Consider the following 25,759-nt stretch of genomic DNA (forward strand, 5'->3'; position numbering starts at 1 on the left):
TCATGTCATTGGGATGCGAAGCCTTGTGGACCTCACATAGGTGTGGAGATAGGCCACGGGGCAAAGTTTTAAAATCTTTGCGTGCATGAGACGAACGGTAAGCCCGCACGACTTTTTCATCCGCTTGGCGGGGCTGTGGAACTTTGCAGCGCAGCGCCCATTCCCTTGCATATCGACTGCAAGGGGCAGCCAAGAGGACAACGGCCATGACCGTGATGAACGCAACCCGCCCGACTGCCGACCTGGCGCAGGTTCAGGCCGGCGACCTGCTCAACCGCTACCAGGCGCTGCTGCGCGGTGACCTGGTGGGCAGTGCCGCCTGGCTGGCCGAGCAACTGCTGCGCACCCAGGGTCTGCAGGACGACCTGCCGGCAACCCCGGGCGAACTGGACGCGTGGACCGACCGGCGCACCGCCGCAATTGCCGGCGAGTACGCCGAATACCTGGCCGGGCGCAAGGCCGGCGCGCCCCGGCGCTATTTCAGCACTCGCGCCCACGCGCTGTACTTTCTGCACCATGTGGCCCCCACCAAGGCGGTGGACGGCGCCTGGCTGCACGGTCTGCTGCGACACTGGGCCGACCCGCGCTATCACGGGCTGATCCGTATCTACCTCGAAGAGCTGGGCGATGGCGACCCGGCCTGCAACCATGTGCTGATCTATCGCCGCCTGCTGGCCGAGGCCGGTTGCCACGAGCCGGTGCCGCTGCCCGACGAGCGTTACCTGCAAGGCTGCCTGCAGCTGGCGCTGGGGGCCAACAGCGACATGTTCCTGCCCGAGGTGATCGGCTACAACCTGGGCTATGAGCAGCTGCCGTTGCACCTGCTGATCAGCGCCTACGAGCTCGACGAACTGGGCCTGGATGCCCAGTACTTTCGCCTGCACGTCACCATCGACAACGCCAGCAGCGGCCATGCACGCAAGGCCGTGCAGGCCCTGCAGCAGTTGCGCCCGGAGCAGGACGACGGGCGTTTCTACCAGCGCGTGGCCGCCGGCTACCGGCTCAACGACCTGGGCCAGGGCTCGGCGGCGATCATCGCAGGCTTTGACCTGGAGACCGAGGTGGTGGCGCTGCTCGAACGCAAACGCGCCTTCGGCCAGCACATGCATTCGGATTACTGCCGCTTCCAGGGGCGCACCGTCAATCAATGGCTGGCCGAGCCGGGCAGCATGCCGGGCTTTCTTGGCGTGCTGGAACAGAAGGGCTGGATCAGGCGCGGGCAGGACCCACAGCTCAGCCGCTTCTGGCAGGTGATCGAGGGGCCGGGCGCGGCGATGTTCGGGGTGTTCAGCGTGTATGAAAAGCAGCTGCTGCATGACTGGATTGCCGGCGACTGGCAGCCGGCCGGCAACCCCGAGCGTACCCAGGGCAGCGCCCTGCAACCCTCGATGCCTTCGGACGAAACCGCGCTCGACATCGAGCTGCAGGCGCTGCCCGCACAGTGCCGTATCGAACGCCTGATCGACGCCATGGCCGGCAACCGCCATGCACTGCCGCGCGGCCTGCAGGCCACGCGGATGTACCGCCAGCTCACCGGCCTAAACTGAAGGAGTGCACCATGCTGCTGAACACCTGCCAGCCTGAAGCGGACAAGGCCCTGCTGCAACTGGGCCGGCGCCTGCAGGCCGACGGCTACCGCTTCACCTGCGTCACCCCGCTGACCCAGCAGCGCAACAACGAGCGCCAGAGCGCGGCGCGGGCGCGCACCCTGCGCGACATTTTCGGCTGGAACCGTCCGTTCACCGCTTCGCTGCTGTCGGCCGACGAACTGGCGCAGATGCGCGTGGCACAGATTCTCGACGAAGACGGCGACTGCTGGCGCAGCCGGGTGCGCTGGTCGAGCCTGGAGGACCTGCTGTTCGTGCATTCGGGCTTTCCCACCACGCAGGCTGATGCGGTGTTCTTCGGGCCCGACAGCTATCGCTTCGCACACTTCATCGCCAGCCACCTGCAGGGCCGCTTCAGCGAAATCAACCACGCGGTGGATATCGGCTGCGGGGCCGGGGTAGGGGCGATACTGATCGGCCGTGCACGCCGGCACGCCCAGGTCACCGCGCTGGACATCAACCCCGACGCCCTGCGCCTGAGCGCGATCAACGTGGCCCTGGCCGGGCTGGCCAATGTGTCGGTGGCGCACAGCGATGTACTGCAGGGCATTACCGGCAACTTCGACCTGATCGTCGCCAACCCGCCGTACATGCTCGATGCCGGCCGCCGCGCCTATCGGCACGGTGGCGGCAGCCTGGGCGCCGACCTGTCGCTGCGCATCGTCAACGAGGCAATCGGGCGCCTGAGCCAGGGCGGCACGCTGCTGCTGTACACCGGGGTGGCGATGGTCGACGGGCACGACCCGTTCCTTGCCGCCATCCGTGCCCAGCTCACCGCCCCGCAATGGTCGTGGCACTACCAGGAGCTGGACCCTGACGTGTTTGGCGAGCAACTGCTCGAACCTGGCTACGAGCAGGTCGAGCGCATTGCAGCGGTGGGGCTGACGGTGACGCGCAACGGCTGAACATGCCGGTGCGGTTTCATTGCCCCGGTCAATCAGATGCCGGGGGCTGTATTGGAGTTTTCGATTTGAATGTCGGGCCCGGGGGGCCCTTACTAGTGGTTACACCTGAGACATCGAGGGTTGCATCATGCCAATGAACGGAGTGTGTGATCTGGAACTGCGTCGCCTGATAGAAGGCGCCTTTCTGCCATGGCGCTGTGAAGTGGCGTGCAGCGACGGATTGGCGCTGACCATCCACCTGCCGGCCGATGCCGAGTATGCCGAGCTTACGGTCACGGGTATCCAGCTGAGCGCCTTGCCCGACGTGCGGGCCATCGCGGACCTGGTGGGTCAGATCCGCGAAGAGCGCCGCACCATGGGCCTGCAGCCGCGCAGGCTGTACCGCGCCTGACCCCCATGCGCCCGGCTAGCCCAGGCCGGCCGGGCGCAGGTATTCCGGTTGCAGGGTGTTGAACCAGAACAGGATCATCGACACCAGGATGGTCACCTGCACCAGCAACCCCACCCCCCACACGCTGGCCGAGTACAGCAGGCCGTCTTCCTTGCGGATGCGCATGAAGGTCGGCAGACCGGTGAACAGCAGAAAGGTCGCGTACACCGTGGCCGCGCCCAGTATCGTGACCGCCAGCCAACGGCTCGGGTACAGCCCGGCCAGCCCGGCTACGAAATACGGTGTGGCGGTGTAGGCGGCAAAGCCGATGCACTGGTTGAGGGTGGGGCGTGCATCGAAGGTACGCGACATCCAGCGGATGAATGCCCCCATCAGCACCGTGCCCGCCATGATCGCCAGAAACAGCAGGATGCACAGCTGCAACGCGCTGCTGGCACTCAGGCGCACGTTCTCGTTTTCGGCCAGGCTCCAGCCCACCGAGGTGATCCCGATGAACAGGCATACGGTGGGGATCAGTGCCAGCAACAGCAGGTGTGACAGGTAGTGACGCGGGTGGGCTTCCTCGTCGTGGCGAATATCGGCCCACGCCGAGTTGGGTTGGGTGAACAGCTTGACCAGGTGGCTTGTCATGGCGGTCTCCGGTACCGGGGCGAAAGGGCCCCTCGTGTTCTGTGGAGGTCACAAAGCGGCCAGGGTTTCATCGGCTTTGCCGCAAGCGGACCAACTGCCTTGAACCATTGCGCGCGCCGGCCGGTCACTTCTTGCAGGGGCGCCAAACGGCGCTACCGATGACGACCATCACCTTCAGGAGTCAAGACCATGGACCAACAGACCTGTGCCTGCCCGGACTGCAACTGCAAGGTCGGCGACAACCCCGTGCAACGCGAAGGCAAGTCTTATTGCTGTCAGGCCTGCGCCGATCATCACCCGGCCGGCAAACCCTGTTCTGCCAGTGGCTGCGGCTGCGCCAGGCAGGCCCCCACGCACTGAGGCACTGAACCGTACCGGAGGATCCCGATGTCGACGCCAAAACCCAGCAACCAGTACAGCATGCGCAACCCGCTGACCCAGTACCCGCAACCGCCGTTTCCGGCCCAGGGCCAGTCGGCGCCTGGGCTGGACAGCGGCATGCAACCCAAGCCGGACCACGGTGAGCACAGCTACCAGGGCTTTGGCCGGCTCCAGGGGCGCAAGGCGCTGATCACGGGCGCCGACTCCGGGATCGGCCGTGCGGTGGCCATCGCCTTTGCCCGCGAGGGTGCGGACATCGTGCTCAACTACCTGCCCATCGAGCACAGCGATGCCAAGGAAGTCATCCAGTTGATCGAGGCCGAGGGCCGGCGTGCCATCGCCTTGCCGGGCGACCTCAAGGACGAGGCCTTTTGCCGCGAACTGGTCAGCCAGGCCCACGACCAGTTGGGCGGGCTGGACATCCTGGTCAACGTGGCAGGCAAGCAGGTGGCGCGCAAGCAGGTGGGCCAGGTCAGCAGCGAACAGTTCGACGCCACCATGAAGACCAACGTGTACGCGCTGTTCTGGCTGTGCCAGGCGGCCGTGCCGCTGATGCCGGCCGGGGCCACCATCATCAACACCGCATCGATCCAGTCGTACCAGCCGTCGGCGACCCTGCTCGACTACGCCACCACCAAGGCGGCGATCGTGGCCTTTACCAAGGCCCTGGCCAAGCAGGTGATCGAGCGCGGCATCCGTGTCAACGCGGTGGCACCGGGGCCGATCTGGACGGTGCTGCAGCCCAGCGGCGGGCAGCCGCCGGAGAAGATCCCCGACTTCGGCGGGCACACGCCGATGAAGCGCCCCGGCCAGCCGGCCGAGTGTGCGCCGTTGTACGTGCTGCTGGCGTCGCAGGAATCCAGTTACATCACCGGTGAAGTGTTTGGCGTGACCGGTGGCAACCCATTGCCTTAGGCGAGGAGACGAGCATGGCCAGCAGGGCGATCTGGAAGGGCGCGATCAGTTTCGGGCTGGTGCATATCCCGGTGTCGCTGACCACGGCGGTCAGCAGCGACCGTGTCGATTTCGACTGGCTCGACAAGCGCAGCATGGACCCGGTGGGCTACAAGCGGGTGAACAAGGTCACCGGCAAGGAGATCGACAAAGAGCATATCGTCAAGGGCGTAGCGTTCGAGAAGGGCCGCTATGTGGTGATCAGCGAGGACGAGATCCGCAAGGCGCGGCCCGAGGCCACCCAGACCATCGATATCTTCTCGTTCGTGGGCAGTGACGAGATCCCGCTGCAGCACTTCGACACGCCGTACTACCTGGCGCCGGACAAGCGCGGTGGCAAGGTCTACGCGCTGCTGCGCCAGACCCTGGAGAGCACTGGCAAGGTGGCGCTGGCCAAGGTGGTGCTGCACACCCAGCAGCACCTGGCGCTGCTGCGCCCGCTGGAGGACGCCCTGGTGATGATCACCCTGCGCTGGCCCGATGAGGTCCGCGGGCTCGAAGGGCTGGAGCTGGACAAGAGCGTGAGCGCGGCCACGGTGGACAAGAAGGAGCTGCAGATGGCCAAGCGTCTGGTGGAGGACATGGCCGGGCACTGGACGCCGCAGGAGTACCACAACGACTTCAAGGACACCATCATGGCGCTGGTGGAGGAGAAGGCCAGTCAGGGCAAGATCGCCACCGTGGAGGCGCCCGAAGACCAGGCAGCAGGCAAGGGGGCGGACATCATCGACCTCACCGAGCTGCTCAAGCGCAGCCTGGGTGGGGGCAAGAAGGCGCCGGCCAGGAAGGCAGCGGCCAAGAAGGCCGCACCTTAGCGGTAGGAGCCGGCGTTGCCGGCGAAGGCCACACTGCGGGCTGTCGGGCTTCTGCGGTGTTCGCTTCGCCAGCAAGGCTGGCTCCTACACAGGCTGCGGCGTTACCGCGGTCTCCTGCAAATGCAGCCACTTGCCCTGCCCATCGAACACCACCGTCGACCAGCGCAGCGTGGTCTGGCCGCTGTCATCCTGCTGATGCTCGCGATAGGTCACCACCCCCGGCGCCACGTCGTGCATCTCATCGATCTCGATGCGCAGGCCAGGCCGTGAGCCATAGGCCTGGGCAAAAAAACTCTCCAGCTGCGCCTTGTCGAGCACCGTGCCCTTGAGCGTGAACATCGAGAACCCCTCGGCAAAGCGCTCCAGCAACGGCGGCCGTGCCTCGCCGGCCAGCCACTGGCGGATCTGCACATGCGCCTCCAGCACCTCTTCAAACCCCGCATTACGCTCTGGCATTGCACTCACTCCACAGGTTGAACAAACAGGGCCCCGGCGCCCGGCAGGCGCAGCACCCAGGGCAAGGGCAGCAAAGTCAGCGCGGCGCCCAGCGCCAGCGCTTGCGCGTAGGCTGTAGGCTCCGGCAATCGCCAGTCGAGCACTGCGCCGAGCAACGCCACCCCGAAAAAGAAACTCAACTGCCGGTTCAGGCTCCACAACGCACTGGCCGCGCCCATGGCCGCCTCGGGGATCGCCACGAACGCCGCCGTCTGCGCGGTGCTGCTGCACAGGCTGCTGCCCAGGCCCAGCAACGCATACAGCAGCACCAGCCAACCGGGGTGGGCGACCAGCCAGGGGCTGGCCAACGCCAGCACCGCCAGGCTTTGAATGCCCATGCCGGCCAGCAGCAGCGGGCGTGGGCCCAGTGCGTTGAAGCGCCACCGGCTCAGGGCGATCGCCGCCAGCGCACCGGCGGCCCACGGCAGCATCAGTCCGCCGGTGGCAGTGGCGCTCAGGCCAAGCGTGCCTTGCAGGTACAGCGCCGCCACCAGGTTGATCCCCATGAACACGCCCGGTACGCACAGGTAGATGAGCATGGCGGTGTGCAGCAGTGGCTGGCGCAACAGGCGCAGGTCCAGGGCCGGCCGTGCGCTGGGCTGGGGCCGACCGCCGGGCAGCCAGGCCAGCACCAGCGCGGCGCACGCCAGGGTGGGCGCAAGCAGGGCGAAGAACACCCAGCGCCAGTCGCCCTGGTCGGCCATCAGCCCGCCCAGCGCCGGCGACAGCGCCGGCACCAGCAGGGCCACCATCATCACCCGCGAGGTGAGGCCGGCGCGCTCGCTGGCGGGGCAGGCGCGGTAGGCCAGCGCCTGGCCCACCGGGATCAGCAAGCCGCCACCCAGGCCCTGCAGCAGGCGCCAGCCGATCAGTGCCTCGATGCTCCGGGCCGAGCCTGCCAGGGCACAGCCCAGGCCGAACAGGGCCAGCGACAGCAGCAGAGTGGCGCGCTCGCCGATGCGCTGCGCCAGCCCGTTACCCAGCGGGATGATCAGGGTCAGGCCGAGCATGTAGGCGTTGCCGACCCAGCCCAGCTGCGTGACCGAGGCGCCGAGCTGGCGCTGCAGGGCGGGGTAGGCGCTGTTGAGCACGAACAGGTTGAGCAGGTCGAGGGCAAAACCCATCAGGAAGATCAGGCTGACTTTGCTGCGAAAAGGCATGACGGGGCGCCGCTGGAGAACGATGGGCGCAGTGTAGGGCGGTGCTGATGATTGAATAAGCCCCGCAATACTGCCAGATTGGTCGAATTATTTTGACAATCAAGGGGCCTTTGCATGGTCAGCCTGGACCGTTTCGAGCTGTTTTGCACCGTGGTGGAGGCGGGGTCGTTCACGGCGGCGGCCACACGCCTGTGCCAGACCCGCGCCGCGGTCAGCTTCGGTATCAAGCAGCTGGAGGCGCAGCTGGGCGTGACCCTGCTGATCCGCACCACGCGCCGGGTGGCGTTGACCGATGCCGGCGAGGGCTTCTACCGTCAGTGCCTGCTGGTGCTGGAGCAGGCGCGGTTGGCCATCGAGCAGGCGCGTGCCGAGCATGGCGGGTTGCAGGGCAGCCTGCGGGTCACCTCCACGGTGGAGTACGGTTTGCGCGTGGTGGCGCCGGCCTTGCAGCTGTTCATGCGCGAGCACCCGTTGCTCAACGTGCGGCTGGAAACCCACACCAGCCATGCGGACCTGGTTCAGGAGCGCTTCGACGTGGCCATCCGGTTGGGTCAGGCGCAGGATTCAGGCTACCGCGGGGTGTGCCTGGAGACCTATGCAGTGCACCTGGTGATGGCGCCGGGCGTGGGCGTGCCAGGGGCGACGCTTGCCCAGGTGAACGCCTTGCCCAGGCTGGTGCATGGGCGTTTCGAGCGCCAGGCCGGTTGGGCGTTGCTCGATCAGTGGGGGGAAGCGGCGGTGTACGAGCCTTCGGGCCGGGCGGTGATGGTGGCAGACAATGCCTCGATCCTGCGTTCGTTCGCCTTGCAGGGGCTGGGCGTGGCGCTGCTGCCGGCCTGGTTGATCGAGGACGACCTGCGTACCGGGCGCCTGCTGGATGCATTGCCGGGGTATCGCTTTGTCGAGCAGAGCGTGTATGCACTGTACCCGGCCAGCAACCACGTGCCGCGCAAGGTGCGGGCCTGGATCGATTTTCTCAAGGGGTATGTGAACGGCATGTAGGCGCCGGCGTTGCCGGCGAAGGGGCGCGCTGCGTTGGCCGGTGTTTCGCGGTGTCCGGTTCGCCAGCCAGGCTGGCTCCTACAGCGCAGCACCCGGTGTCGCTTCCAGGCCCTTGTCCAGCTTCAGCAGCTCCAGCAACCGTCTGGCGTCATAGGGCGCGCGCACCTTGATGTCGTTGTCGAAGTAGCAGTACACATCGCGATGCGCCGCCTTCGGCGCCGTACTCGCCGCATCGATCAACCGCGCATCCCCAGGCTGCGCTCCGCGTTTCCACGCCTGGATACGCTTTTGCCAGCCGCGCAAGGCCGCCTGCGAATACCCGCTGCTGTACAGCGCCACATCCCCATGCAGGCGCATGTACACGAAGTCGCTGGTCAGGTCCTCCACATGCGGCCACTTCTTCGCCGTGTCGGCCACCACCAGCGCTACCCGGTACTTGCGCAGCAACGCCACGAACGCCGGGTCCAGAAAGCTCTCGTGACGCACCTCCACTGCATGGCGCACCACCTGCCGGTCGGCGCCCTCCAGGTAACCCGGGCGCTGCATCCGCTCGGCACACTGCGCGGCCAGGGCCTTGGCCTGCTTGCCGGTGTGCGGCAGGCGCGCCAGAAACGCATCGAACAACCCCTCGTCAAAACGCATGTTGGGCGGGAACTGCCACAAGGTCGGCCCCAGCTTGCTGCCCAGCGCCAGGGGGCCGGAGGCATAGAAGTTGGCCAGCGGTTCGTCGATCTCGCGCAGGCGCTTCACGTGGGTGATGAAGCGCGGCGCCTTGACGCTGAACACGAAGCCTGGCGGCGTTTCGGCCGCCCAGCCGGCGAAACGCTCGGGACGTTGCAGCGCATAGAAGGTGCCGTTGATCTCGATGCTGTTGACCGCCCGCGAGGCGAAGTGCAGCTCGTCCTTCTGGCGCAGGCCCTCGGGGTAGAAGTCGCCCCGCCACGGCACATAGCGCCAGCCCGAGATGCCGATATGCACCTGCGCCGCGCCACGGCTCACGGGGTAGCCGCCAGCGTGGTGAGGAAGTCGCCGAAGCCGCCCCGCGCCCGGCAGTCGCCACGGCTGCTGGTGGACACGCTGTTGCGTGCCGTCCACACGATGCGCGCGCCGCTCAGCTCAAGGTCGCTGATCAGTTGCACGTCTTCGTCCAGCGGCACGGGCCGGAACCCGCCGACCCGCTGGTAGGCCCTGGCGCAGATGCCCAGGTTGGCGCCATGGATGTGCCGGTGGTCCTCGCGGGCCTGGTAGTGGGCCAGGTAACGCGCCTGCAACGCCGCATCCTGGTGCGCCTGCCATTGCTCCACGTGCACCGTGCCGCACACGGCGTCGGCGGCGCAGTCCAGCTGGCACACCAGCCAGTCGGCCGGCACGCAGCTGTCGGCGTCGGTGCAGGCCAGCCAGCGCGCGCCGCGCTCGAGCATCCAGCTGGCGCCGGCACGCCGGGCGTAGCCCACGTTGCGCGCAGTGACCTGCAGGGTGTGCACGCCGTGCGCCAGGGCAATGGCTTGGCTGGCATCGCTGCACTGGTCGAGCACCACCACGATCTCTACGCGCTCGCCAAGGGCCTCGGCCTGCGCCGCCGCCTGCCCGAGGGCGCGCAGGCAGGCCGGCAGGTACTGTTCTTCGTTATGCGCGGGGACGATCACGCCGATCATAGGCAAGGCTCCTGCAGGTCAATGGCACACGGCTGGCAACACCAGTATTCGAGCAGGAAGTCGGCTTCTTCGTGGCGCACGGCGCGGTACAGCGGCAGGCGCTGATCGAGCAGGGCGTGTACCTGGCGGCCATCCTGCGGGCAGCCGTCGATGGGGTGCAGCCAGTGGCAGGCCAGCAGCGCACCGCCAGGGCTCAGGCTGGCCACGGCCTGTTCGATCACCTGCAGCCACTGCGCGGGGTCGAGGTAGTAGCCGATCTCGCTGAGCACGATCAGGTCGAACTCGCCCCCCGGCCAGTCGCCGGGCAGGTGGCCCTGGCTCACACTGGCCTGGGGGCAGGCTGCCAGGCGCCGGCGCGCAAGCTCCACGGCAGTGGCATTGAGGTCCTGGCACAGCAGGGCCTCGGCGCGCTCGGCCAGCGCTGCACTGAGCTCGCCGTTGGCGCAGGCGGGCTCGAAGATGCGCGTGTAGTACTGGCGCGGCAGGCAGGCCAGGGTCAGGTCGCGCTTGCGCTTCTCGTACCAGCGGGTCCGAAAGGCCCAGGGGTCTTCATCGTGCTCGAACAGCTGTTCGAAATACTGCGGCGATACGCTCATGGAAACACCCGTCATAGAAACAGCAGTTCGAAAGGTTGCAGAAGGCGTTGCAGGGTGGTCTGGCTCAACACCGGTGGCTGCTCGCCATCGGCATGGAGCTGGCTGGCATGCGCGGCGATGGCGGCGCGCTTGCGCGCAAGTTGCTGCGGGCTGAGCGCCAGCTTGCGCGCACGGCGCCACGGCAGGCGCGGGTCGTCCGGCCGGGCCCAGTGCCAGGCCCAGATCGGCACCTCGATCAGTTGCGCGCCCACGGTCTGCGCCGCCTGTGCGCTGGCACGGCCCACGGCCTCGTGGTCGCAGTGGCCGTCCAGGCGCCAGGTGCTCAGCACCCGGTCGTCGGGGCGCAGGCAACGCACCAGCGCATGGGCCAGCTGCGCTTCGTGCGCGGCCACGCCACTGTCGGCCAGGTGCAGGCGCTGCCAGGCCACCCGGTCGACGTCCAGCCCCAGCGCGGCCAGGGCTGCGCGGCTTTCCAGGGGGCGCTGCACGCGCAGGCGCTCGCCTGGCCAGGCGAGCGAGCCGGGGTGGCTGCCTTCGCCATCGGTCACCGACACCAGCAGCAACGCCTGCTCACGGCCGCAGAAGGTCGACAGCAGGCCACCGCAACCGAGCACCTCGTCATCCGGGTGGGGCGCCACCACCACCAGGCGCGCACCGGGGGGCAGCAGCTCATCGGCCTGCACCGTGGCGACCTGGGCCAGGGCGCTGGACGCCTGCCACAGCGACAATGGCGTGCCACTGCCGGCTGCCTTGATCGGGTTGTCGACGCTCATAGCTGCCACCCGCCGGCTTCACGCCCGGCCAGTTGCCGGCCCAGTTCGGCCAGGTCGCGCTCGGCGTGGCTCTGGCGCAGGAACACCGGCAGGTCGGCGCTGAGCCGGGCGAAGTGGCTGTTGCGGCAGAACGGGGTGGCACCCAGGGCGCGGCCCACGTGGGTCAGCACCAGGGTGGCGGCGTATTCGACCTGGGCACGCACCCGGCGTACGGCGAACTGGGCATCGGCCTGGGGCTGTGCGTCGATCTGTGCGGCGCACTCGCGCAGGGCTGCAGCGGCGCCGCACAGGGCAGCGTCCACCGCGCCCAGGTGGGCGTCGGCGTGGGGGTCGGGGCGTGGCTGGCGGCAGTGTTCGCGCAAGTAGTCGGCCAGGGCCTCGGCGGCGCCGTACCAGCAGGCGGCGATGCCGGCGCCGCCGTGCCAGAAGCCGGGGCGACTAAGGTACTGGCCAGGGCCACCCACCAGGTGCGCCGGGGTGTGTTCCAGTTCCAGCTCGACGCTGGCGGTAATGCCCATGCCCACCGCTTGCCAGCCGTCTGCCACCCGGTGCAGACCCGTCTCGGCAAGGTCCAGCGCCACCAGTTGCGGCTGTTCGTCTTCGTCCCAGGCGGTGAGCAGGCCTTGGTCGATCTGCAGCGCGCCGGAGCACCAGGCCTTGCGCCCCTGCAGGTACACCCGCTGGTTGTCGCGAGCCACGATGCGCACCCGTGCGCTGGGCGGCTCGGCCGCCCACACGCCCCATATCCCGTTGCCGGCCAGGTGCGCCCCGGCGCATTCGGCGAGTATCGCCAGGGCATCGGTATGCCCTTCATACAGCTTGGCCAGGGCCAGGTCGGCGCCAGCCACCCGCGCCAGGGTCTGCCAGCGCTGCAGCGTCTGGCCCTGGCCGGGCAACGGCAGGCGTTCCAGGCCGGCTGCCTGCAGGGCCTGCATCAGTTCGAGCAGCTGGCTGTCCAGGTTCAGCGGTTGCGGGCGCTCGGCGAACTGGCGCAGCAGGGTGTCCAGGCGGCCCAGGTCGAAGGTTTGAACAATGCTCATGAGGCGGACTCCTTGGGGCACGCAGCGTGGGTCGAGGTATTCTTTTTCAGGCCGCGCAGGTTCATGGCGCACAGGCAGAACTGCAGCACGATCAATGCCCAGGCCTCGGTCTGCCAGCCCCACACCACCCACAGCAGGTTGCTGGCCATGAAGCAGCAGAAGCCGATGCGCCGCCGACGCGGCTGACGCGAGCCGATCCACCAGGCTGCCACCAGGGTGAGCAGCATGGCCGGCCACTGCAGCAGGTCGATCCAGTCCAGGCCCTTCATGCCACGCCCATGCGCTTGCGCAGCGCCACGGTGAGCGACTGGCGGGTCTTGTCGTAGTCGGCCCAGGGGTCGTCGCCATTGGCCAGGCGCTCGCCCAGGTTGCGCAGGTTCCACTGGTTGGCGCCCTTGAGTTCGGTGAGCTCTTCGCGGCGGATCGGTACCGACACCGGCAGCCCTTCGCGGGCGCGCAGCGAATAGGCGCACACGGTAGTGGCGCCACGGGCGTTGCGCAGGTAATCGATGAAGATGCGCCCCACGCGGTTCTTAGGCCCCGAAACGGCGGACAGCCGGTCGGGGAACAACCCGGCCATGTGGGTGACGATGGCATGGCTGAACGCCTTGACTTCGTCCCAGCCGGCACGCCGGGTCAGCGGCACCACCACGTGCATGCCCTTGCCGCCACTGGTTTTCAGAAACGCCTGCAGGCCCAGTTCGTCGAGCAGTGCCAGGGTCAGCTGGGTCGCTTCGACCATGGCCTTCCAGGGCAATGCCGGGTCGGGGTCGAGGTCGAGCACGAAACGGTCGGGTTTGTCGAAGTCCCTGGCGGTGGCGTTCCAGGTGTGCAGTTCCAGGGTGTTCATCTGTACCGCGCCCAGCAGGGTGTCGGCGCGGTCGATGATCATCACTGCCTGGCCGGCCTCGGCCTTGTCGTGACTCTCCAGGCCCGGGATGTTCAGCTGGGCGGCATTCTTCTGGAAGAACAGCTCGCCGCTCAGGCCCTCCGGTGCGCGCACCAGCGCCACGGGGCGACGCTTGAGGTGCGGCAGGATCCATTCGGCGACCTGGGCGTAGTACTCGGCCACCTGGCGTTTGTCGGTGCCGCTGCTGGCGTCGATCACCCGGTCGGGGTGGGTGATGCGCAGGGTGTTGTCGGAGGCTTTGCGGGTAGGCGCTTTCACGGGTTTCTCCAGGCCGATGGCGCGGGCCGGCTTGTCTTCGCGCAGGCCATGGAACACCGAATGGCGTACCACCCCTTCGCGGGTCATCTGGGCGTAGGCCACCTCGGCCAGCAGCTGCGGCCTGAGCCAGTGCACGCCGCGGGCTTCGGCGCCGGTGGGTGGGTTGGCGACCGCGGGCTTTTTCACCTCGAGCGGGGTGAGGCGCTGGAGCAGGCTCTGCAGGGTGGCGGTATTGAAGCCGGTGCCGACCTTGCCGGCGTAGCGCAGCTGGCCGCTGTCGGCGTCGTGCACCCCCAGCAGCAGGGCGCCGAAGGCGGCGCGGCTGCCCTTGGGTTCGGTGAAGCCGACGATCACGAATTCCTGGCGCTGCTTGCACTTGAGCTTGATCCAGTCGTGACTGCGCCGCGATACATAGAGGCTGTCGGCACGTTTGCCGATCAGGCCCTCCATCTGCATCTGGCAGGCGCTGGCCAGCAGGGACTCGGGGGCTTCGTCGAAGTCGGCACTCAAACGCAGGCGTTGTTCGTCGGCCGGTTCAAGCACGGCCGCCAGGGCGGCGCGCCGCTCCTGCAACGGGCATTGGCGCAGGTCCATGCCATTGAGGTAGGGCAGGTCGAACAGGTAGTAGACGATATTGGCATCGGTGTCGCTGTCGAAGGCGTTCTGCAGGGCCTGGAAGTCGGCGATACCCTCGGCGTTGGCCACCACCACTTCGCCATCCAGCCAGGCCGAGCTCAGCCCCAGGCCGGCCAGGGCCTTGGCCTGCAGCGGCATGCGCGTGGTCCAGTCGTGGCCGTTGCGGGTGAACAGGCGCACGTCGTCGCCGTCGATGCGCGCCAGGATGCGGTAGCCGTCGAACTTGACCTCGTAGCGCCAGTCGCCTTGCGGCGGGGTTTCCACCAGGGTGGCCAGTTGCGGCGTGAGGGCGGCGGGCAGGGTGGCCTTCCTGGCCGCACTCAGTGTGCCGGCCCTGGCTGGGCGGCGAGGCGGGGGTGCGGCCTTGGGCTTGTCCTTGTCCTTGTCTTTGCGCTTGCCCTTGGTGCGGGGGATCAGGCTGCGCTCGCTGAGCACGCTGTCGGGCTGGGCCTGCAGCACGTCGTAGTCGGCCTCGGCGCGGGCAGCCTCGTCGTCGGACTTGACCAGCATCCACTGTTCCTTCTTGCCGCCAAGGCGGGTGCGAAACAGATGCCAGGTGCCGTTCAGCTTTTCGCCCTGCAGGCGAAAGCGCAGCTTGCCGCTGGCATAGCCCTGGGCCGGGTCGCCCTCGGGCAGCCACACGCCGCGGTCCCACACGATCACTTCGCCCGCACCGTAATGGCCTGCGGGGATGCTGCCCTCGAAGCTGGCGTAGTCCAGCGGGTGGTCTTCGACGTGGACGGCCAGGCGCTTGACCTTGGGGTCCAGTGACGGGCCCTTGGGGATGGCCCAGCTCTTGAGGGTGCCGTTCAGCTCCAGGCGAAAGTCGTAATGCAGGTGGCTGGCGTCGTGCTTCTGGATGCAGAACTGCAATGCCTGCGCGCGCGCACCGCGGCGGGCCTTGCCGGCCGGCTCCGGGGTGGCGTCGAAGTTGCGCTTGCGCTGGTATTCCTGCAGTGGCTTGGCCATTGCCGTGCTCCATCGTTCATACAAACCCTATGAAGTGGGAGGGGCGCAGACCGGCGGGAGTTCAATCGGGTTGACCGGCCTTGCGCAGGGTCAGGTTGATGCGGCGGGCGCCCAGCAGTGGGTGCTCGCCGTCCTTGAGCGGGTTGACCCCGTGAAAGCGCAGGCGATCCTCGCCGCCCCAGACCATCACGTCGCCGTGCTGCAGGCCGACCTTGCGGGTGGGCTCGCTGCGGGTGTGCCCGCCGAACAGGAACACCGCCGGCAGGCCCAGCGAGATCGACACGATGGGCTGGCTGAAGTCGCGTTCGTTGCGGTCCTGGTGCAGGGTCAGGCGGTTGCCGGGCTGGTAGTGGTTGATCAGGCAGGCGTCGGGCCTGAAATGGGCGAAGCCGGCGGCCTCTGCGGCGGCAGCGGCCAGCTCGGCGAGCAGCGTGGGCAGGGCAGGCCAGGGCTTGCCGGTGAGCGGGTCGAAGGGGCTGTAGCGGTAGCCCAGGCGGTCGCTGACCCAGCCCAGTGGCCCGCAATTGGTGACCGCCACCTCGATGGTGCGCCCGCCGGGGGTGAGCTGGTTGCGAAACGGTGCGGCGCGCAGCACCGTGCGCAGGGCCGGCAGCAGGGGCTCGACGAGGTCCAGGGCAAAGCCTGGCAGCAGCAGCGTCTGCTTGCCGATCCATTCGGGGGCGCCGAGGGCGGGTGGGCCGAACAGGTCGAGTTCGGGTTGTTTCATGCAAGGATCTCCAGTGACGCCTTCGCCGGCAACGCCGGCGCCTGCAGGCGACGCAAACCGGGCAGGAGCCGGCGTTGCCGGCGCAGGGGCCGGTGACTATGCTTGGGCCTCATGGAGCCCATCATACCGCTGCGCCAACCCTGCCCACCCGGTGCCTGCATCTGCGAGCGCGAACGCCTGCTCGAAACGCCGGGCGCCGACCTGCGCATTCTGCGCCTGACCCGCCAGGAAGAAAACCGCCTGCTCCAACGCCTGGAAAACCTGCAGAGCCTGCCCGACCTCGAACACCTGCAGCGCCGCCTGTTCGATCAGCTCGGCATCCAGGTGCACATCGCCCCCGGCCCCAATGAAGTGCGCACCATGCGCGGTATCCGTATCGAGGTCGAGGGCCCGCCAGGGTTGTGCCGCAAGACCCGCCAGAGCATACCGGCGGCCATCCGCCGCGCCCTCGAAAAACGTCCCGAGATCGCCTACCGGCTGCTCGACGCCCATGACCTGTTTGGCCAGCAGTAACCATCGCAGGGCGTTTCCTACGCCGTGACCACGCCAATGCACAACATTGGCTCGCAACCTGCATTGCCCCAGGCATCGATAGCTGATCGATTGGTCAGACACCGGCCTTGCCGTGTCGCCACTCCATTGCCCAGGGCCGCCGTGCATGACGCTAGCTCAACGATTTATCCCCGCGCCGGTTGATCCGGCCGGCTGGAACGCCGAACTGAACCTGCGCTTCGCCGCAGGTCAGGGGCGGACCCGAATTGGTGCACGCCAGCATTTCGGCCCACTTCTGGTGCAGCGCCCGTTCTACCCCGAAGGCGACCCCTGCCATGTGTATGTGCTGCACCCCCCGGGCGGGGTGGTGGGGGGGGATCGCCTGGCCCTGAACCTGCACCTGGAGCCGGGCAGCCATGCGCTGCTGACCATGCCCGGTGCCACCAAGTTCTACCGCAGCGCCGGGCCCACCTCGGTGCTGCGCCAGCGCTTTCACCTGGCCGAGGGCAGCACCCTGGAGTGGCTGCCCCAGGACAGCATCTGCTTCCCCGGCGCGCGGGTATCGCTGCACAGCCATTTCAGCCTGGCCCCCGGCGCGCGCCTGCTGGCCTGGGAAACCCTGTGCCTGGGCCGCCCGGTAATGGGCGAGGCCTTCAGCCATGGCGCCGTGGACAGCCGGCTGCAGGTGGACATGCCCGACGACCCCGGCCTGCACGAGCGCCTGCGCCTGCAGGGTGGGCACCTGCACAAGCTGGGCGGCCACCCGCTGCTGGCCACCTTCTGCGCCGCCCCGGCCAACGAGCAACTGCTTGAACAGGTACGCGAACTGATCCACCCGCTGCCGGTGCCCGCCGGCGCCACGCTGCTTGGCCAGCTGCTGGTGGTGCGCCTGCTCGACCACGACAACCAACGCCTGCAATCCACCCTGCAGCGGCTGTGGCGCGCCCTGCGACCGACCGTCGTCGGCTTGCCGCCATGCCCGCCGCGCATCTGGGCCACTTGAGAGACCGCACCATGGAGCTGACCCCGAGAGAGAAAGACAAACTGCTGCTGTTCACCGCCGCGTTGCTCGCCGAGCGCCGCCTGGCCCGTGGGCTGAAGCTCAACTACCCCGAGGCGGTGGCGCTGATCAGTGCCAGCGTGATGGAAGGTGCCCGCGACGGGCGCACGGTGGCCGAGCTGATGAGCCTGGGCCGCGAAGTGCTGGGGCGTGACCAGGTGATGGAAGGTGTCAGCGAGATGATCCACGACGTGCAGGTGGAAGCGACCTTTCCCGACGGGACCAAGCTGGTCACCGTCCACGACCCTATCGTCTGACCTGCCCAGGAGCAGCCCATGATTCCCGGAGAAATCCAGGTCGCCGACGGCGACATCGAACTCAACGCCGGTCGCGCCACGATCAGCGTCAGCGTGGCCAACCATGGCGATCGGCCGATCCAGGTCGGCTCGCACTATCACTTCTACGAGGTCAACGCCTTTCTGGTGTTCGAGCGCGAGGCTACCCGCGGCTTTCGCCTGGACATCGCCGCCGGCACTGCCGTGCGCTTCGAACCGGGCCAGGCGCGCACCGTCAACCTGGTGGCCTATGCCGGCAAGCGCGAGGTGTATGGCTTCCAGGGCCGGGTGATGGGCAAGCTGGAGGCCGTGGCATGAGCCGTATTTCCCGGCGTGCCTATGCCGACATGTTCGGCCCCACCGTGGGTGACCGCGTGCGGCTGGCCGACACCGAGCTGTGGGTGGAGGTCGAGCAGGACTTCACGGTCTACGGTGAAGAGGTCAAGTTCGGCGGCGGCAAGGTGATCCGCGACGGCATGGGCCAGGGCCAGATGCTGGCCGCCGAGGCCATGGACCTGGTGCTGACCAACGCCCTGATCATCGACCACTGGGGCATCGTCAAGGCCGATATCGGCGTGAAGAACGGGCGCATCTTCGGCATCGGCAAGGCCGGCAACCCCGACGTGCAGCCCGGCGTGACCCTGGCGGTGGGGCCGGGCACCGAGGTGATCGCCGCCGAGGGCAAGATCGTCACCGCCGGCGGCATCGACTCGCACATTCACTTCATCTGCCCGCAGCAGGTCGACGAGGCGCTGGTGTCGGGCATCACCACCTTCATCGGCGGCGGCACCGGGCCGGCCACCGGCACCAATGCCACCACCTGTACTTCGGGCACCTGGTACCTGGCGCGCATGCTCCAGGCCGCCGACGAACTGCCGATCAACATCGGCCTGCTGGGCAAGGGCAATGCCTCGCAACCCCAGGCCCTGCGCGAGCAGATCGAGGCCGGGGCGGTGGGGCTCAAGCTGCACGAAGACTGGGGCTCGACCCCGGCGGCCATCGATTGTTGCCTGGGCGTGGCCGAGGCGATGGACGTGCAGGTGGCGCTGCACAGCGACACCCTCAACGAGAGCGGCTGCATCGAAGACACCCTGGCCGCCATCGGCGACCGCACCATCCACACCTTCCATACCGAGGGTGCGGGCGGCGGGCATGCGCCGGACATCATCCGTGCGGCGGGCTACGCCAACGTGCTGCCGTCCTCCACCAACCCGACCCTGCCGTACACCGTCAACACCGTGGACGAGCACCTGGACATGCTGATGGTGTGCCACCACCTGGACACCAGCATCCCCGAGGACGTGGCCTTCGCCGAGTCGCGCATCCGCCGCGAGACGATTGCCGCCGAAGACATCCTGCACGACATCGGCGCGTTCTCGATGACCTCGTCAGACTCCCAGGCCATGGGCCGGGTGGGCGAGGTGGTGCTGCGCACCTGGCAGGTGGCGCACCAGATGAAACTGCGCCGCGGCCCGTTGGCGCCTGACACCGCGCGCAGCGACAACTTCCGGGTCAAGCGCTACATCGCCAAGTACACCATCAACCCGGCGCTGACCCATGGCATCGCCCATGAAGTCGGTTCGCTGGAGGCCGGCAAGCTGGCCGACCTGGTGCTGTGGTCGCCGGCGTTCTTCGGGGTCAAGCCCGCACTGGTGCTCAAGGGCGGGATGATCGTGATGGCGCCGATGGGCGACATCAACGGCTCGATCCCGACGCCGCAGCCGGTGCACTACCGGCCGATGTTCGGCGCCCTGGGCCAGGCGCGCAACGCCACGCGCATGACGTTCCTGTCCCAGGCCGCGGTGGAGCGTGGCGTTCACCATGAACTGCGTCTGCGCAGCCTGATCGGCGTGGCCCGGGGCTGTCGCACGGTGCGCAAGGCCGACATGCTGCACAACGGGCTGATGCCCACCATCGAAGTGGATTCACAAACCTATGAGGTACGCGCCGACGGCGAGCTGCTGGTGTGCGAGCCGGCCAGCGTGCTGCCGATGGCGCAGCGTTATTTTCTGTTTTGAGGAGCGAGCATGATCCTGTTGACGCAACGCCTGAACCAGGCCGCACACATCGGCGCCACTGCCACCCTGAGCCTGGATACGCGCATCAAGAGCCGCGTGCGCATCACCCTGGATGACGGGCGCGAGGCCGGGCTGATGCTCGAACGCGGCCAGCTGATTCGCGGCGGCGAGCTGCTGGCCGACGCCCAGGGGCGTGAGGTGATTCGCGTGCTGGCGGCGCCGGAGCAGGTTTCGACGGTGCGCTGCGCCGACCCGCTGGCGCTGGCCCGCGCCGCCTATCACCTGGGCAATCGGCATGTGCCGTTGCAGATCGAGCGCGATTTCGTGCGGTACCAGCACGACCATGTGCTGGACGACATGGTGCGTGGCTTCGGCCTTGAGGTGACGGTGGAGCAGGCGCCGTTCGAGCCCGAGGCCGGCGCCTACCAGAGCGCGCCGCACAGCCACAGCCACAACGATCACCCCTTTGTTCGCGTGCCTGGCCACGCCCACTGATTTCGACATGGAGTTGCACGATGAAAAAGACCCTCGCGTTTGCCTTGCTGCTGATCGCCGTCCCTGCGTTCGCCCACCCCGGCCACGACAGCAACCCCCTGCAGGACGGGTTGCTGCACCCGCTCACCGGGCTTGACCACCTGCTGATGCTGCTGGGCACCGGGGTGCTGGCCGCCCTGACCGGGCGCACCCTGGCGCTGCCGCTGGCCACGCTGGCGGCGATGTTCGGCGGCGCGCTGATGGGCCATCTGTTCGGGGGCGTGATCGGCATGGAGAGCATGATCATCGGCTCGCTGCTGGTGGCCGCCGCGGCGCTGCTGCTGCCCAGCCGCCAGGTGCTGCTGGCGCTGGTCATGCCGGTGTTCGCGCTGTTTCACGGCTGGGCCCACGGCGTCGAAGCCAGCCCGGGCGCGTTCTGGGTGTTCAGCGCAGGCTTTGTCGCGGTCAGCGGCCTGTTGCTGCTGGCAGGCTATGGCGCCGGACGCCTGTTGCGCCGTCACCCTGGGCTGCAGAAGGCCTGTGGCGGCGGCCTGCTGGCCGGTGCCGCCCTGGTGCTGGCCGGCTGATGAGCGCCAACCTGCAGTTGCTGCGCCTGCTGCAACTGGTCAGCGCCAACCTGCCGGTGGGGGGCTTCACCTATTCCCAGGGGTTGGAGTGGGCGGTGGAGGCGGGCTGGGTGACCGGGGCCGACGGCTTTGGCGCCTGGCAGCGCGAGCAGTTGCACGACACCCTCGGCCACCTCGACTGGCCGCTGCTGCAACGGCTGTACAGCGCGTGCCGCGCGCAAGATGCCGATGCGTTCGCCCACTGGAGCAGCTTTCTGCTGGCCAACCGCGAAACCGCCGAGCTGCGCCTGGAGGAACGCCAGCGCGGCAAGGCCCTGGCGCGCCTGCTCGATGGCTGGCAGCTGTGTCAGGCGCCGGCCTGGCGCAGCAGCGTCGAGCTGAGCCAGCTGGGCGGCATGGCCTGGCTGGCCGTGCACTGGCAGATCCCGCTGCGTGAGCTGGCCCTGGGGCATGGCTTTGCCTGGCTGGAAGGGGCGGTGATGGCTGGGGTCAAGCTGGTGCCGTTCGGTCAGCAGGCAGCCCAGACCCTGCTGCGCGAGTTGTGCGAGGAGCTGCCTGCGGTACTGGAGTGGGCGCTGGACGTACCTGATGAACACCTGGGCGGCGGCCTGCCGTTGCTGGCGATTGCCTCTGCCCGCCATGAAACCCAATACACCCGATTGTTCCGATCCTGAGGAAACTGCCATGCAAAGCTACCAGCAACCCCTGCGCGTCGGTGTCGGCGGCCCGGTCGGCTCCGGCAAGACCGCGCTGCTCGAAGCGCTGTGCAAGGCCATGCGCGATGACTACCAGATCGCCGTGGTCACCAACGACATCTACACCAAGGAAGACCAGCGCATCCTTACCGAAGCCGGCGCGCTCGAACCCGAGCGCATCGTCGGCGTGGAGACCGGCGGCTGCCCGCATACCGCGATCCGTGAAGATGCCTCGATGAACCTGGCGGCGGTGGAGGATCTGGCGCGCAAGTTCGGCAACCTGGAAGTGATCTTCGTCGAGAGTGGCGGTGACAACCTGAGTGCCACCTTCAGCCCGGAGCTGGCCGACCTGACGATCTACGTGATCGACGTGGCCGAAGGCGAGAAGATCCCGCGCAAGGGCGGGCCGGGGATCACCAAGTCGGATTTTCTGGTGATCAACAAGATCGACCTGGCGCCCTATGTGGGTGCGTCGCTGGAGGTGATGGAAAAGGACACCCGGCGCATGCGGCCCGAGCGGCCGTGGACGTTCAGCAACCTGAAGACGGGGCAGGGTTTGCAGGCGGTGATCGGGTTCATTGTCGAGCGGGGGATGTTGAAACCGGTTTCGGTGTGAATGCCTATCGCGGGTCAAGCCCGCTCCCACAAGGACGGCGCCAGCTCCTGTGGGAGCGGGCTTGACCCGCGATGGCATCGATGCGGTGCCTGCGCATTGCACATTGCCCACATCGCTGTATACAGTGTGCGCACCAAGGGGAGCCCCGGCAACGGGCTGAGAAACCGCTGGCATCTGCAGCGCGGTGACCCTTCGAACCTGATCCGGATCATGCCGGCGAAGGGATGGGATCTAGCGCCTGCCTTCTTTGCCGGTCTCACTGCGAGGCCGCTCCATGACTGCCCCACGTTTCACCGAACACCTGCGCAAACAAAGCGAACCCACCTGGTCGGCCGCCGTCGGCCACCGTTTCGTCACCCAGCTGTGCGACGGCAGCCTGCCGGACCCGGTGATGGTGCGTTACCTCGTGCAAGACCATCGCTTCATCGACAGCTTCCTGACCCTGCTCGGCGCGGCCATTGCCACCGCCGACACCTTCGATGCGCGCCTGCGCCTGGCGCGTTTCGCCGGCATGATCGCCAGCGATGAAAACACCTATTTCCTGCGCGCCTTTGAGGCACTGGGCGTGAGCGAGGCGCAACGCACCGCGCCGGCCGACGCACAGCCCACGGCCGGCTTCAAGGCGATCATGCGCCAGGCGGCGGCCACCCGATCCTATGCGGCGGTGCTGGCGGTGCTCAACGTGGCCGAGGGCCTGTACCTGGACTGGGCGCTCAAGGCGCCCAGGCCGCTGCCGGACAACTTCGTGCACGCCGAGTGGATCACCTTGCACGACAACCCGGCCTTCGCCGACTTCGTCGCGTTCCTGGGCGCCGAACTCGACCGCGTGGGCCCGCAGGAAGAGGCGCTGAGCACCGATTTCTTCTTGCGTGCCGTGGCGCTGGAGCTTGAGTTTTTCGATGCCGTGTACCCACAGGGGGAGTGAAGGATGGATATTTTCGACCGTTTGAAAGCTGCTGCACCGACCGAGTGGGCCAGTTACGTGGACCACAGCTTCGTGCGCCAGATGGGCCAGGGCAGCTTGCCCGAAACGGCGTTTCGTACCTACCTGGTGCAGGATTACCTGTTCCTGATCCAGTTCGCGCGGGCCTGGGCGCTGGCCGCGTACAAGAGCCGCCGGCCTTCGGACATTCGTGCCGCCCAGGCGGGGCTTGCGGCGATTCTGGACGAGACCGACCTGCATGTACGCCTGTGCGCGCGCTGGGGCTTGTCCAAGGCTGACATCGAGGCCGCGCCGGAGCACCAGGCCACCGTGGCCTATACGCGCTTCGTGCTCGATTGCGGCGCGGCGGGCGACTTGCTGGACCTGCATGTGGCGCTGTCGCCCTGTGTGATCGGCTACGCCGAGATCGGCCGGGCGCTGAGCCCCGACGGGGTGGCGGCGCTGGGTGATCATCCGTACCGCGAGTGGATTGGCGAGTATGCCGGGGAGGGGTATCAGGGCGTGGCTGCTGCAGCGCGCCTGCACCTGGACGAACTGGCGGCGCGCAGCATGACCGAGCAGCGCTTCACCGAGCTGGTGGCGATCTTTGCCCAGGCGTCGCGGCTGGAGGCGGATTTCTGGCAGATGGGGTTGGCGGCGCGGTAGAACGGCGTGGCGCAACGGCGCTCCCGGCACCGAGCGCCGCTCGCGCGGCGCTTCGCCGGCATCCCATCGCGGTGACATTGCCCCTTATCAGCTAAGGTTGCCTGCTTACGCATGATAAGGACCCATCATGAACGACCTGCACCCGCAGCCCCTGCTGGCCACCTTGCTGCTGCTCGGCAGCCTGCCCGCCCTTGCGGCCTTGCCCGGCGCCCCGGCCTATATCGATGACAGCGGCTACCCCGAGGCCGCCAAGCAACGCATTCTGCCGGCAATGTTCGAGCAGACCCTCACCAGTACCCGCTATATCGCGCCCGCCGGCAACCCCCTGATCACCGTCGCCGAAGCCACCGGCTTTGCCGACACCAGCACCTACGCGCAAACCCGCGATTACCTTCAGCAACTGGCATCCGCCGCCAATGGCGCCATCGTGCTCAGCGAGCTGCCGGAGAAAAGCGCCGAGGGCCACCCGATGCTGCTGGTGGTGGCCTCGCTGGAGGCCGACAAGTCACCCGCCGCGCTCAAGCGTTCGGGCAAGCCGACGCTCTTTATCGAGGCCGGTATCCACCCCGGCGAGTCCAACGGCAAGGACGCGATGTTCATGCTGCTGCGCGACATGACCACCGGCAGCAAGCCGCTGGCCGGCCTGCTGCAGAAGGTCAACATCCTGTTCATCCCCAGTGTCAACGTGGACGGCGATATCCGCCGCAGCGCCTATGGCCGAATCAACCAGAACGGCCCCCGCCAGAGTGGCTGGCGCGTGAACGGGCGCAACCTCAACCTGAACCGCGATTTCACCAAGCTCGACAGCGCCGAGATCCGCAACGTGGCCTGGGTGTTCAACACCTACGAGCTGAGCTTCTTCGCCGACACCCACTCCACCGATGGCGCGATGTACCCCTACGACAGCTCGTATTGCCATAACGGCAATGGCTGGTCGCCGGCCAGCAGCGCGTGGATGGACACGGTGATGCGTGCGCCGGTGTACCAGGCGCTGGAGGGCGAGGGGCATGTGGTGCACGAGTGCATCAGCATGAACGACAACCAGGACCCGACCCAGGGCTACTACCCGTACCGCACCGACCTGGCGCGCTTCTCCAACCAGTACGGCGATATCCGCAACGTGCCGTCGATTCTGATCGAGCAGCATGCACTGCACCCGTACCAGACCCAGGTGCTGGGCAACTACGTGATGCTCAAGACGATGTTCCAGGTGATCGGCGAACAGGCCGCTTCGCTGCAGCAGGCCATTGCCAGTGACCGTGCCCGGCTCGCGGCCCAGCGCGAGGTGGTGCTGACATGGAAGCCGGGCAAGGAGGAGCAGGTGGACTTCAAGGTGGGCGACTACCGCTACGAACAGTCGCCGATCACCGGTGCCAGGACGATCGTGTGGGGCAACGTGCCCAAGCCGCTGACGGTGCCGGTCACTGGCAACACCGAGCCCGACCTGGTGGTCAAGCGCCCACGCCAGTACGTGGTGCCGGCGCAGTGGGCCGAGGTGATCGCGCGGCTCAAGGCGCATGGCATCCGCATGCGCACCCTCGAGCAGCCCACGGCGATGGCGGTGACGCTGTACCGCATGGATGAGGTGAAGGTGGCCGGTGGCTTCGAGCCGGACCGTGCGGCAGCCAACGAGATTCCGGGCTATGAAGGGCATCTGCTGGTCAGTGGCGTGGCCAACCCGCTGGAGCGTATGCAGACCTTTGCGGCGGGTTCGGTGCTGATCGACGTCGACCAGCCGCTGGGTGTGCTGGCGATCAATCTGTTGCACCCGCAAAGCCCCGACTCGTTCTGGGCCTGGGGTTTCTTCAACGCGACCCTGGTGGCGGCGGAGGAGCCAGAGGAATACGTGATGGAGCCGATGGCGCGCAAGATGCTGGCCGAGAGCCCGGCACTCAAGGCCGAGTTCGAGGCCCGCCTCAAGGACGACAAGGCCTTCGCCGACAGCCCGAGTGCGCGCCTGCACTGGTTTTACCAGCGCACGCCCTTCTATGACGTGAATGCATTCGTGTACCCGGTGGGGGCCGTGTACTGAGTTAAAGGAAGCGCCAGC

Annotated in this window: 30 protein-coding genes and 1 riboswitch; of the genes, 19 read left to right on the forward strand and 11 right to left on the reverse strand. The window is 67.6% G+C overall.

The window, feature by feature from the left end; all coding sequences use genetic code 11:
• Positions 1-206 precede the first annotated feature (206 nt).
• The 3 genes from NP552_RS00585 (at position 207) to NP552_RS00595 (ending at position 2,903) form a co-directional block, all read left to right on the forward strand.
• Positions 207-1,547: an iron-containing redox enzyme family protein gene (locus NP552_RS00585; protein WP_274096281.1), complete on the forward strand. Its 1,341-nt coding sequence runs from the start codon at positions 207-209 to the stop codon at positions 1,545-1,547.
• 11 nt (positions 1,548-1,558) lie between these two features.
• A complete protein-coding gene (locus tag NP552_RS00590) occupies positions 1,559-2,512 on the forward strand; it encodes a methyltransferase (protein WP_043860041.1) in 954 nt (317 codons plus the stop codon).
• Positions 2,513-2,639: 127 nt separating this feature from the next.
• The gene (locus NP552_RS00595; protein WP_043860040.1) at positions 2,640-2,903 is read left to right on the forward strand and encodes a DUF1652 domain-containing protein; all 264 of its coding nucleotides are present in this window, start codon (positions 2,640-2,642) and stop codon (positions 2,901-2,903) included.
• 15 nt (positions 2,904-2,918) lie between these two features.
• Here the strand turns inward: NP552_RS00595 and NP552_RS00600 are convergent, their stop codons facing one another.
• The gene (locus tag NP552_RS00600; RefSeq protein WP_054914434.1) at positions 2,919-3,533 is read right to left on the reverse strand and encodes a Yip1 family protein; all 615 of its coding nucleotides are present in this window, start codon (positions 3,531-3,533) and stop codon (positions 2,919-2,921) included.
• A gap of 189 nt (positions 3,534-3,722) precedes the next feature.
• Between NP552_RS00600 and NP552_RS00605 the strand changes: the two genes are divergently transcribed.
• Genes NP552_RS00605 through ku form a run of 3 tightly spaced genes read left to right on the forward strand, consistent with a single transcriptional unit; the run spans position 3,723 to position 5,683 of the window.
• Positions 3,723-3,893 carry a metallothionein gene (locus NP552_RS00605; protein ID WP_043860038.1) on the forward strand — a complete coding sequence of 57 codons (171 nt, stop codon included), beginning with the start codon at positions 3,723-3,725 and terminating at the stop codon, positions 3,891-3,893.
• Positions 3,894-3,920: 27 nt separating this feature from the next.
• Positions 3,921-4,829, forward strand: a complete 909-nt coding sequence (locus NP552_RS00610; RefSeq protein WP_043860037.1) for an SDR family oxidoreductase — start codon at positions 3,921-3,923, stop codon at positions 4,827-4,829.
• Between the two features lie 14 nt (positions 4,830-4,843).
• Positions 4,844-5,683 (forward strand): non-homologous end joining protein Ku, encoded by an 840-nt coding sequence (gene ku / locus NP552_RS00615; RefSeq protein WP_274096282.1) that lies wholly within the window; start codon positions 4,844-4,846, stop codon positions 5,681-5,683.
• Positions 5,684-5,767: 84 nt separating this feature from the next.
• Here ku and NP552_RS00620 read toward each other — a convergent pair whose 3' ends face one another.
• Complete coding sequence (locus NP552_RS00620) at positions 5,768-6,139, reverse strand: hypothetical protein (RefSeq protein ID WP_078481222.1); 372 nt, start codon at positions 6,137-6,139, stop codon at positions 5,768-5,770.
• Positions 6,140-6,144: 5 nt separating this feature from the next.
• Positions 6,145-7,338 (reverse strand): MFS transporter, encoded by a 1,194-nt coding sequence (locus NP552_RS00625; RefSeq protein WP_213607409.1) that lies wholly within the window; start codon positions 7,336-7,338, stop codon positions 6,145-6,147.
• A 114-nt stretch (positions 7,339-7,452) separates the two neighbouring features.
• Here NP552_RS00625 and NP552_RS00630 point away from each other — a divergent pair, with 114 nt between their 5' ends.
• On the forward strand, positions 7,453-8,340 hold the full coding sequence (locus tag NP552_RS00630) for a LysR family transcriptional regulator (protein WP_100632712.1): 888 nt from the start codon (positions 7,453-7,455) through the stop codon (positions 8,338-8,340).
• Between the two features lie 78 nt (positions 8,341-8,418).
• Here the strand turns inward: NP552_RS00630 and NP552_RS00635 are convergent, their stop codons facing one another.
• The 8 genes from NP552_RS00635 to alkB form a co-directional block, all read right to left on the reverse strand.
• On the reverse strand, positions 8,419-9,339 hold the full coding sequence (locus NP552_RS00635) for a DUF72 domain-containing protein (RefSeq protein ID WP_100632713.1): 921 nt from the start codon (positions 9,337-9,339) through the stop codon (positions 8,419-8,421).
• Entirely contained in the window at positions 9,336-9,995 is a 660-nt protein-coding gene (locus NP552_RS00640; protein WP_043860031.1) for a glycosyltransferase, read from the reverse strand. Before NP552_RS00640 ends, NP552_RS00635 begins: the two co-directional genes overlap by 4 nt.
• Positions 9,992-10,591 carry a class I SAM-dependent methyltransferase gene (locus NP552_RS00645; protein ID WP_274096283.1) on the reverse strand — a complete coding sequence of 200 codons (600 nt, stop codon included), beginning with the start codon at positions 10,589-10,591 and terminating at the stop codon, positions 9,992-9,994. The genes NP552_RS00640 and NP552_RS00645 overlap by 4 nt, the downstream gene beginning before the upstream one ends.
• 11 nt (positions 10,592-10,602) lie before the next feature.
• Entirely contained in the window at positions 10,603-11,364 is a 762-nt protein-coding gene (locus tag NP552_RS00650; protein WP_088515078.1) for a PIG-L deacetylase family protein, read from the reverse strand.
• The gene (locus NP552_RS00655) at positions 11,361-12,404 is read right to left on the reverse strand and encodes an acyl-CoA dehydrogenase (RefSeq protein ID WP_274096284.1); all 1,044 of its coding nucleotides are present in this window, start codon (positions 12,402-12,404) and stop codon (positions 11,361-11,363) included. The genes NP552_RS00650 and NP552_RS00655 overlap by 4 nt, the downstream gene beginning before the upstream one ends.
• Positions 12,401-12,673 carry a hypothetical protein gene (locus NP552_RS00660; RefSeq protein ID WP_078481216.1) on the reverse strand — a complete coding sequence of 91 codons (273 nt, stop codon included), beginning with the start codon at positions 12,671-12,673 and terminating at the stop codon, positions 12,401-12,403. Before NP552_RS00660 ends, NP552_RS00655 begins: the two co-directional genes overlap by 4 nt.
• Complete coding sequence (gene ligD, locus NP552_RS00665; protein WP_229590145.1) at positions 12,670-15,177, reverse strand: DNA ligase D; 2,508 nt, start codon at positions 15,175-15,177, stop codon at positions 12,670-12,672. Before ligD ends, NP552_RS00660 begins: the two co-directional genes overlap by 4 nt.
• Positions 15,178-15,238: 61 nt before the next feature.
• Positions 15,239-15,904 carry a DNA oxidative demethylase AlkB gene (alkB, locus tag NP552_RS00670; protein ID WP_054914441.1) on the reverse strand — a complete coding sequence of 222 codons (666 nt, stop codon included), beginning with the start codon at positions 15,902-15,904 and terminating at the stop codon, positions 15,239-15,241.
• A gap of 111 nt (positions 15,905-16,015) precedes the next feature.
• On the opposite strand from alkB, the gene NP552_RS00675 reads away from it, so the two are divergent.
• The 12 genes from NP552_RS00675 (at position 16,016) to NP552_RS00730 (ending at position 25,741) form a co-directional block, all read left to right on the forward strand.
• A complete protein-coding gene (locus NP552_RS00675; protein ID WP_054914649.1) occupies positions 16,016-16,417 on the forward strand; it encodes a hypothetical protein in 402 nt (133 codons plus the stop codon).
• 145 nt (positions 16,418-16,562) lie between these two features.
• Positions 16,563-17,399, forward strand: coding sequence for an urease accessory protein UreD (locus tag NP552_RS00680; RefSeq protein ID WP_058540240.1), 837 nt, complete (start codon positions 16,563-16,565; stop codon positions 17,397-17,399).
• A gap of 11 nt (positions 17,400-17,410) precedes the next feature.
• Positions 17,411-17,713, forward strand: a complete 303-nt coding sequence (locus NP552_RS00685; protein WP_043859641.1) for an urease subunit gamma — start codon at positions 17,411-17,413, stop codon at positions 17,711-17,713.
• Positions 17,714-17,731: 18 nt separating this feature from the next.
• Positions 17,732-18,049 (forward strand): urease subunit beta, encoded by a 318-nt coding sequence (locus NP552_RS00690; RefSeq protein WP_054914443.1) that lies wholly within the window; start codon positions 17,732-17,734, stop codon positions 18,047-18,049.
• Positions 18,046-19,749 carry an urease subunit alpha gene (ureC, locus tag NP552_RS00695; protein WP_043859639.1) on the forward strand — a complete coding sequence of 568 codons (1,704 nt, stop codon included), beginning with the start codon at positions 18,046-18,048 and terminating at the stop codon, positions 19,747-19,749. The genes NP552_RS00690 and ureC overlap by 4 nt, the downstream gene beginning before the upstream one ends.
• Positions 19,750-19,758: 9 nt before the next feature.
• Positions 19,759-20,244 (forward strand): urease accessory protein UreE, encoded by a 486-nt coding sequence (ureE, locus tag NP552_RS00700; protein WP_043859638.1) that lies wholly within the window; start codon positions 19,759-19,761, stop codon positions 20,242-20,244.
• 20 nt (positions 20,245-20,264) lie between these two features.
• Positions 20,265-20,810 carry a HupE/UreJ family protein gene (locus NP552_RS00705; protein WP_058540237.1) on the forward strand — a complete coding sequence of 182 codons (546 nt, stop codon included), beginning with the start codon at positions 20,265-20,267 and terminating at the stop codon, positions 20,808-20,810.
• Positions 20,810-21,484, forward strand: a complete 675-nt coding sequence (locus NP552_RS00710) for an urease accessory protein UreF (protein ID WP_054914445.1) — start codon at positions 20,810-20,812, stop codon at positions 21,482-21,484. Before NP552_RS00705 ends, NP552_RS00710 begins: the two co-directional genes overlap by 1 nt.
• Before the next feature lie 10 nt (positions 21,485-21,494).
• Positions 21,495-22,121 carry an urease accessory protein UreG gene (gene ureG / locus NP552_RS00715; RefSeq protein WP_043860582.1) on the forward strand — a complete coding sequence of 209 codons (627 nt, stop codon included), beginning with the start codon at positions 21,495-21,497 and terminating at the stop codon, positions 22,119-22,121.
• A gap of 126 nt (positions 22,122-22,247) precedes the next feature.
• Positions 22,248-22,363: riboswitch (TPP riboswitch) on the forward strand.
• Positions 22,364-22,395: 32 nt separating this feature from the next.
• Positions 22,396-23,046 carry a TenA family protein gene (locus NP552_RS00720; protein ID WP_058540235.1) on the forward strand — a complete coding sequence of 217 codons (651 nt, stop codon included), beginning with the start codon at positions 22,396-22,398 and terminating at the stop codon, positions 23,044-23,046.
• Between the two features lie 3 nt (positions 23,047-23,049).
• Positions 23,050-23,709: a TenA family protein gene (locus NP552_RS00725; protein ID WP_043860584.1), complete on the forward strand. Its 660-nt coding sequence runs from the start codon at positions 23,050-23,052 to the stop codon at positions 23,707-23,709.
• A 127-nt stretch (positions 23,710-23,836) separates the two neighbouring features.
• A complete protein-coding gene (locus NP552_RS00730; protein WP_274096285.1) occupies positions 23,837-25,741 on the forward strand; it encodes a M14 family metallopeptidase in 1,905 nt (634 codons plus the stop codon).
• Positions 25,742-25,759 lie beyond the last annotated feature (18 nt).

Source organism: Pseudomonas sp. 8209, from assembly GCF_028682105.1.
Classification (GTDB): Bacteria; Pseudomonadota; Gammaproteobacteria; order Pseudomonadales; family Pseudomonadaceae; genus Aquipseudomonas; species Aquipseudomonas palmensis.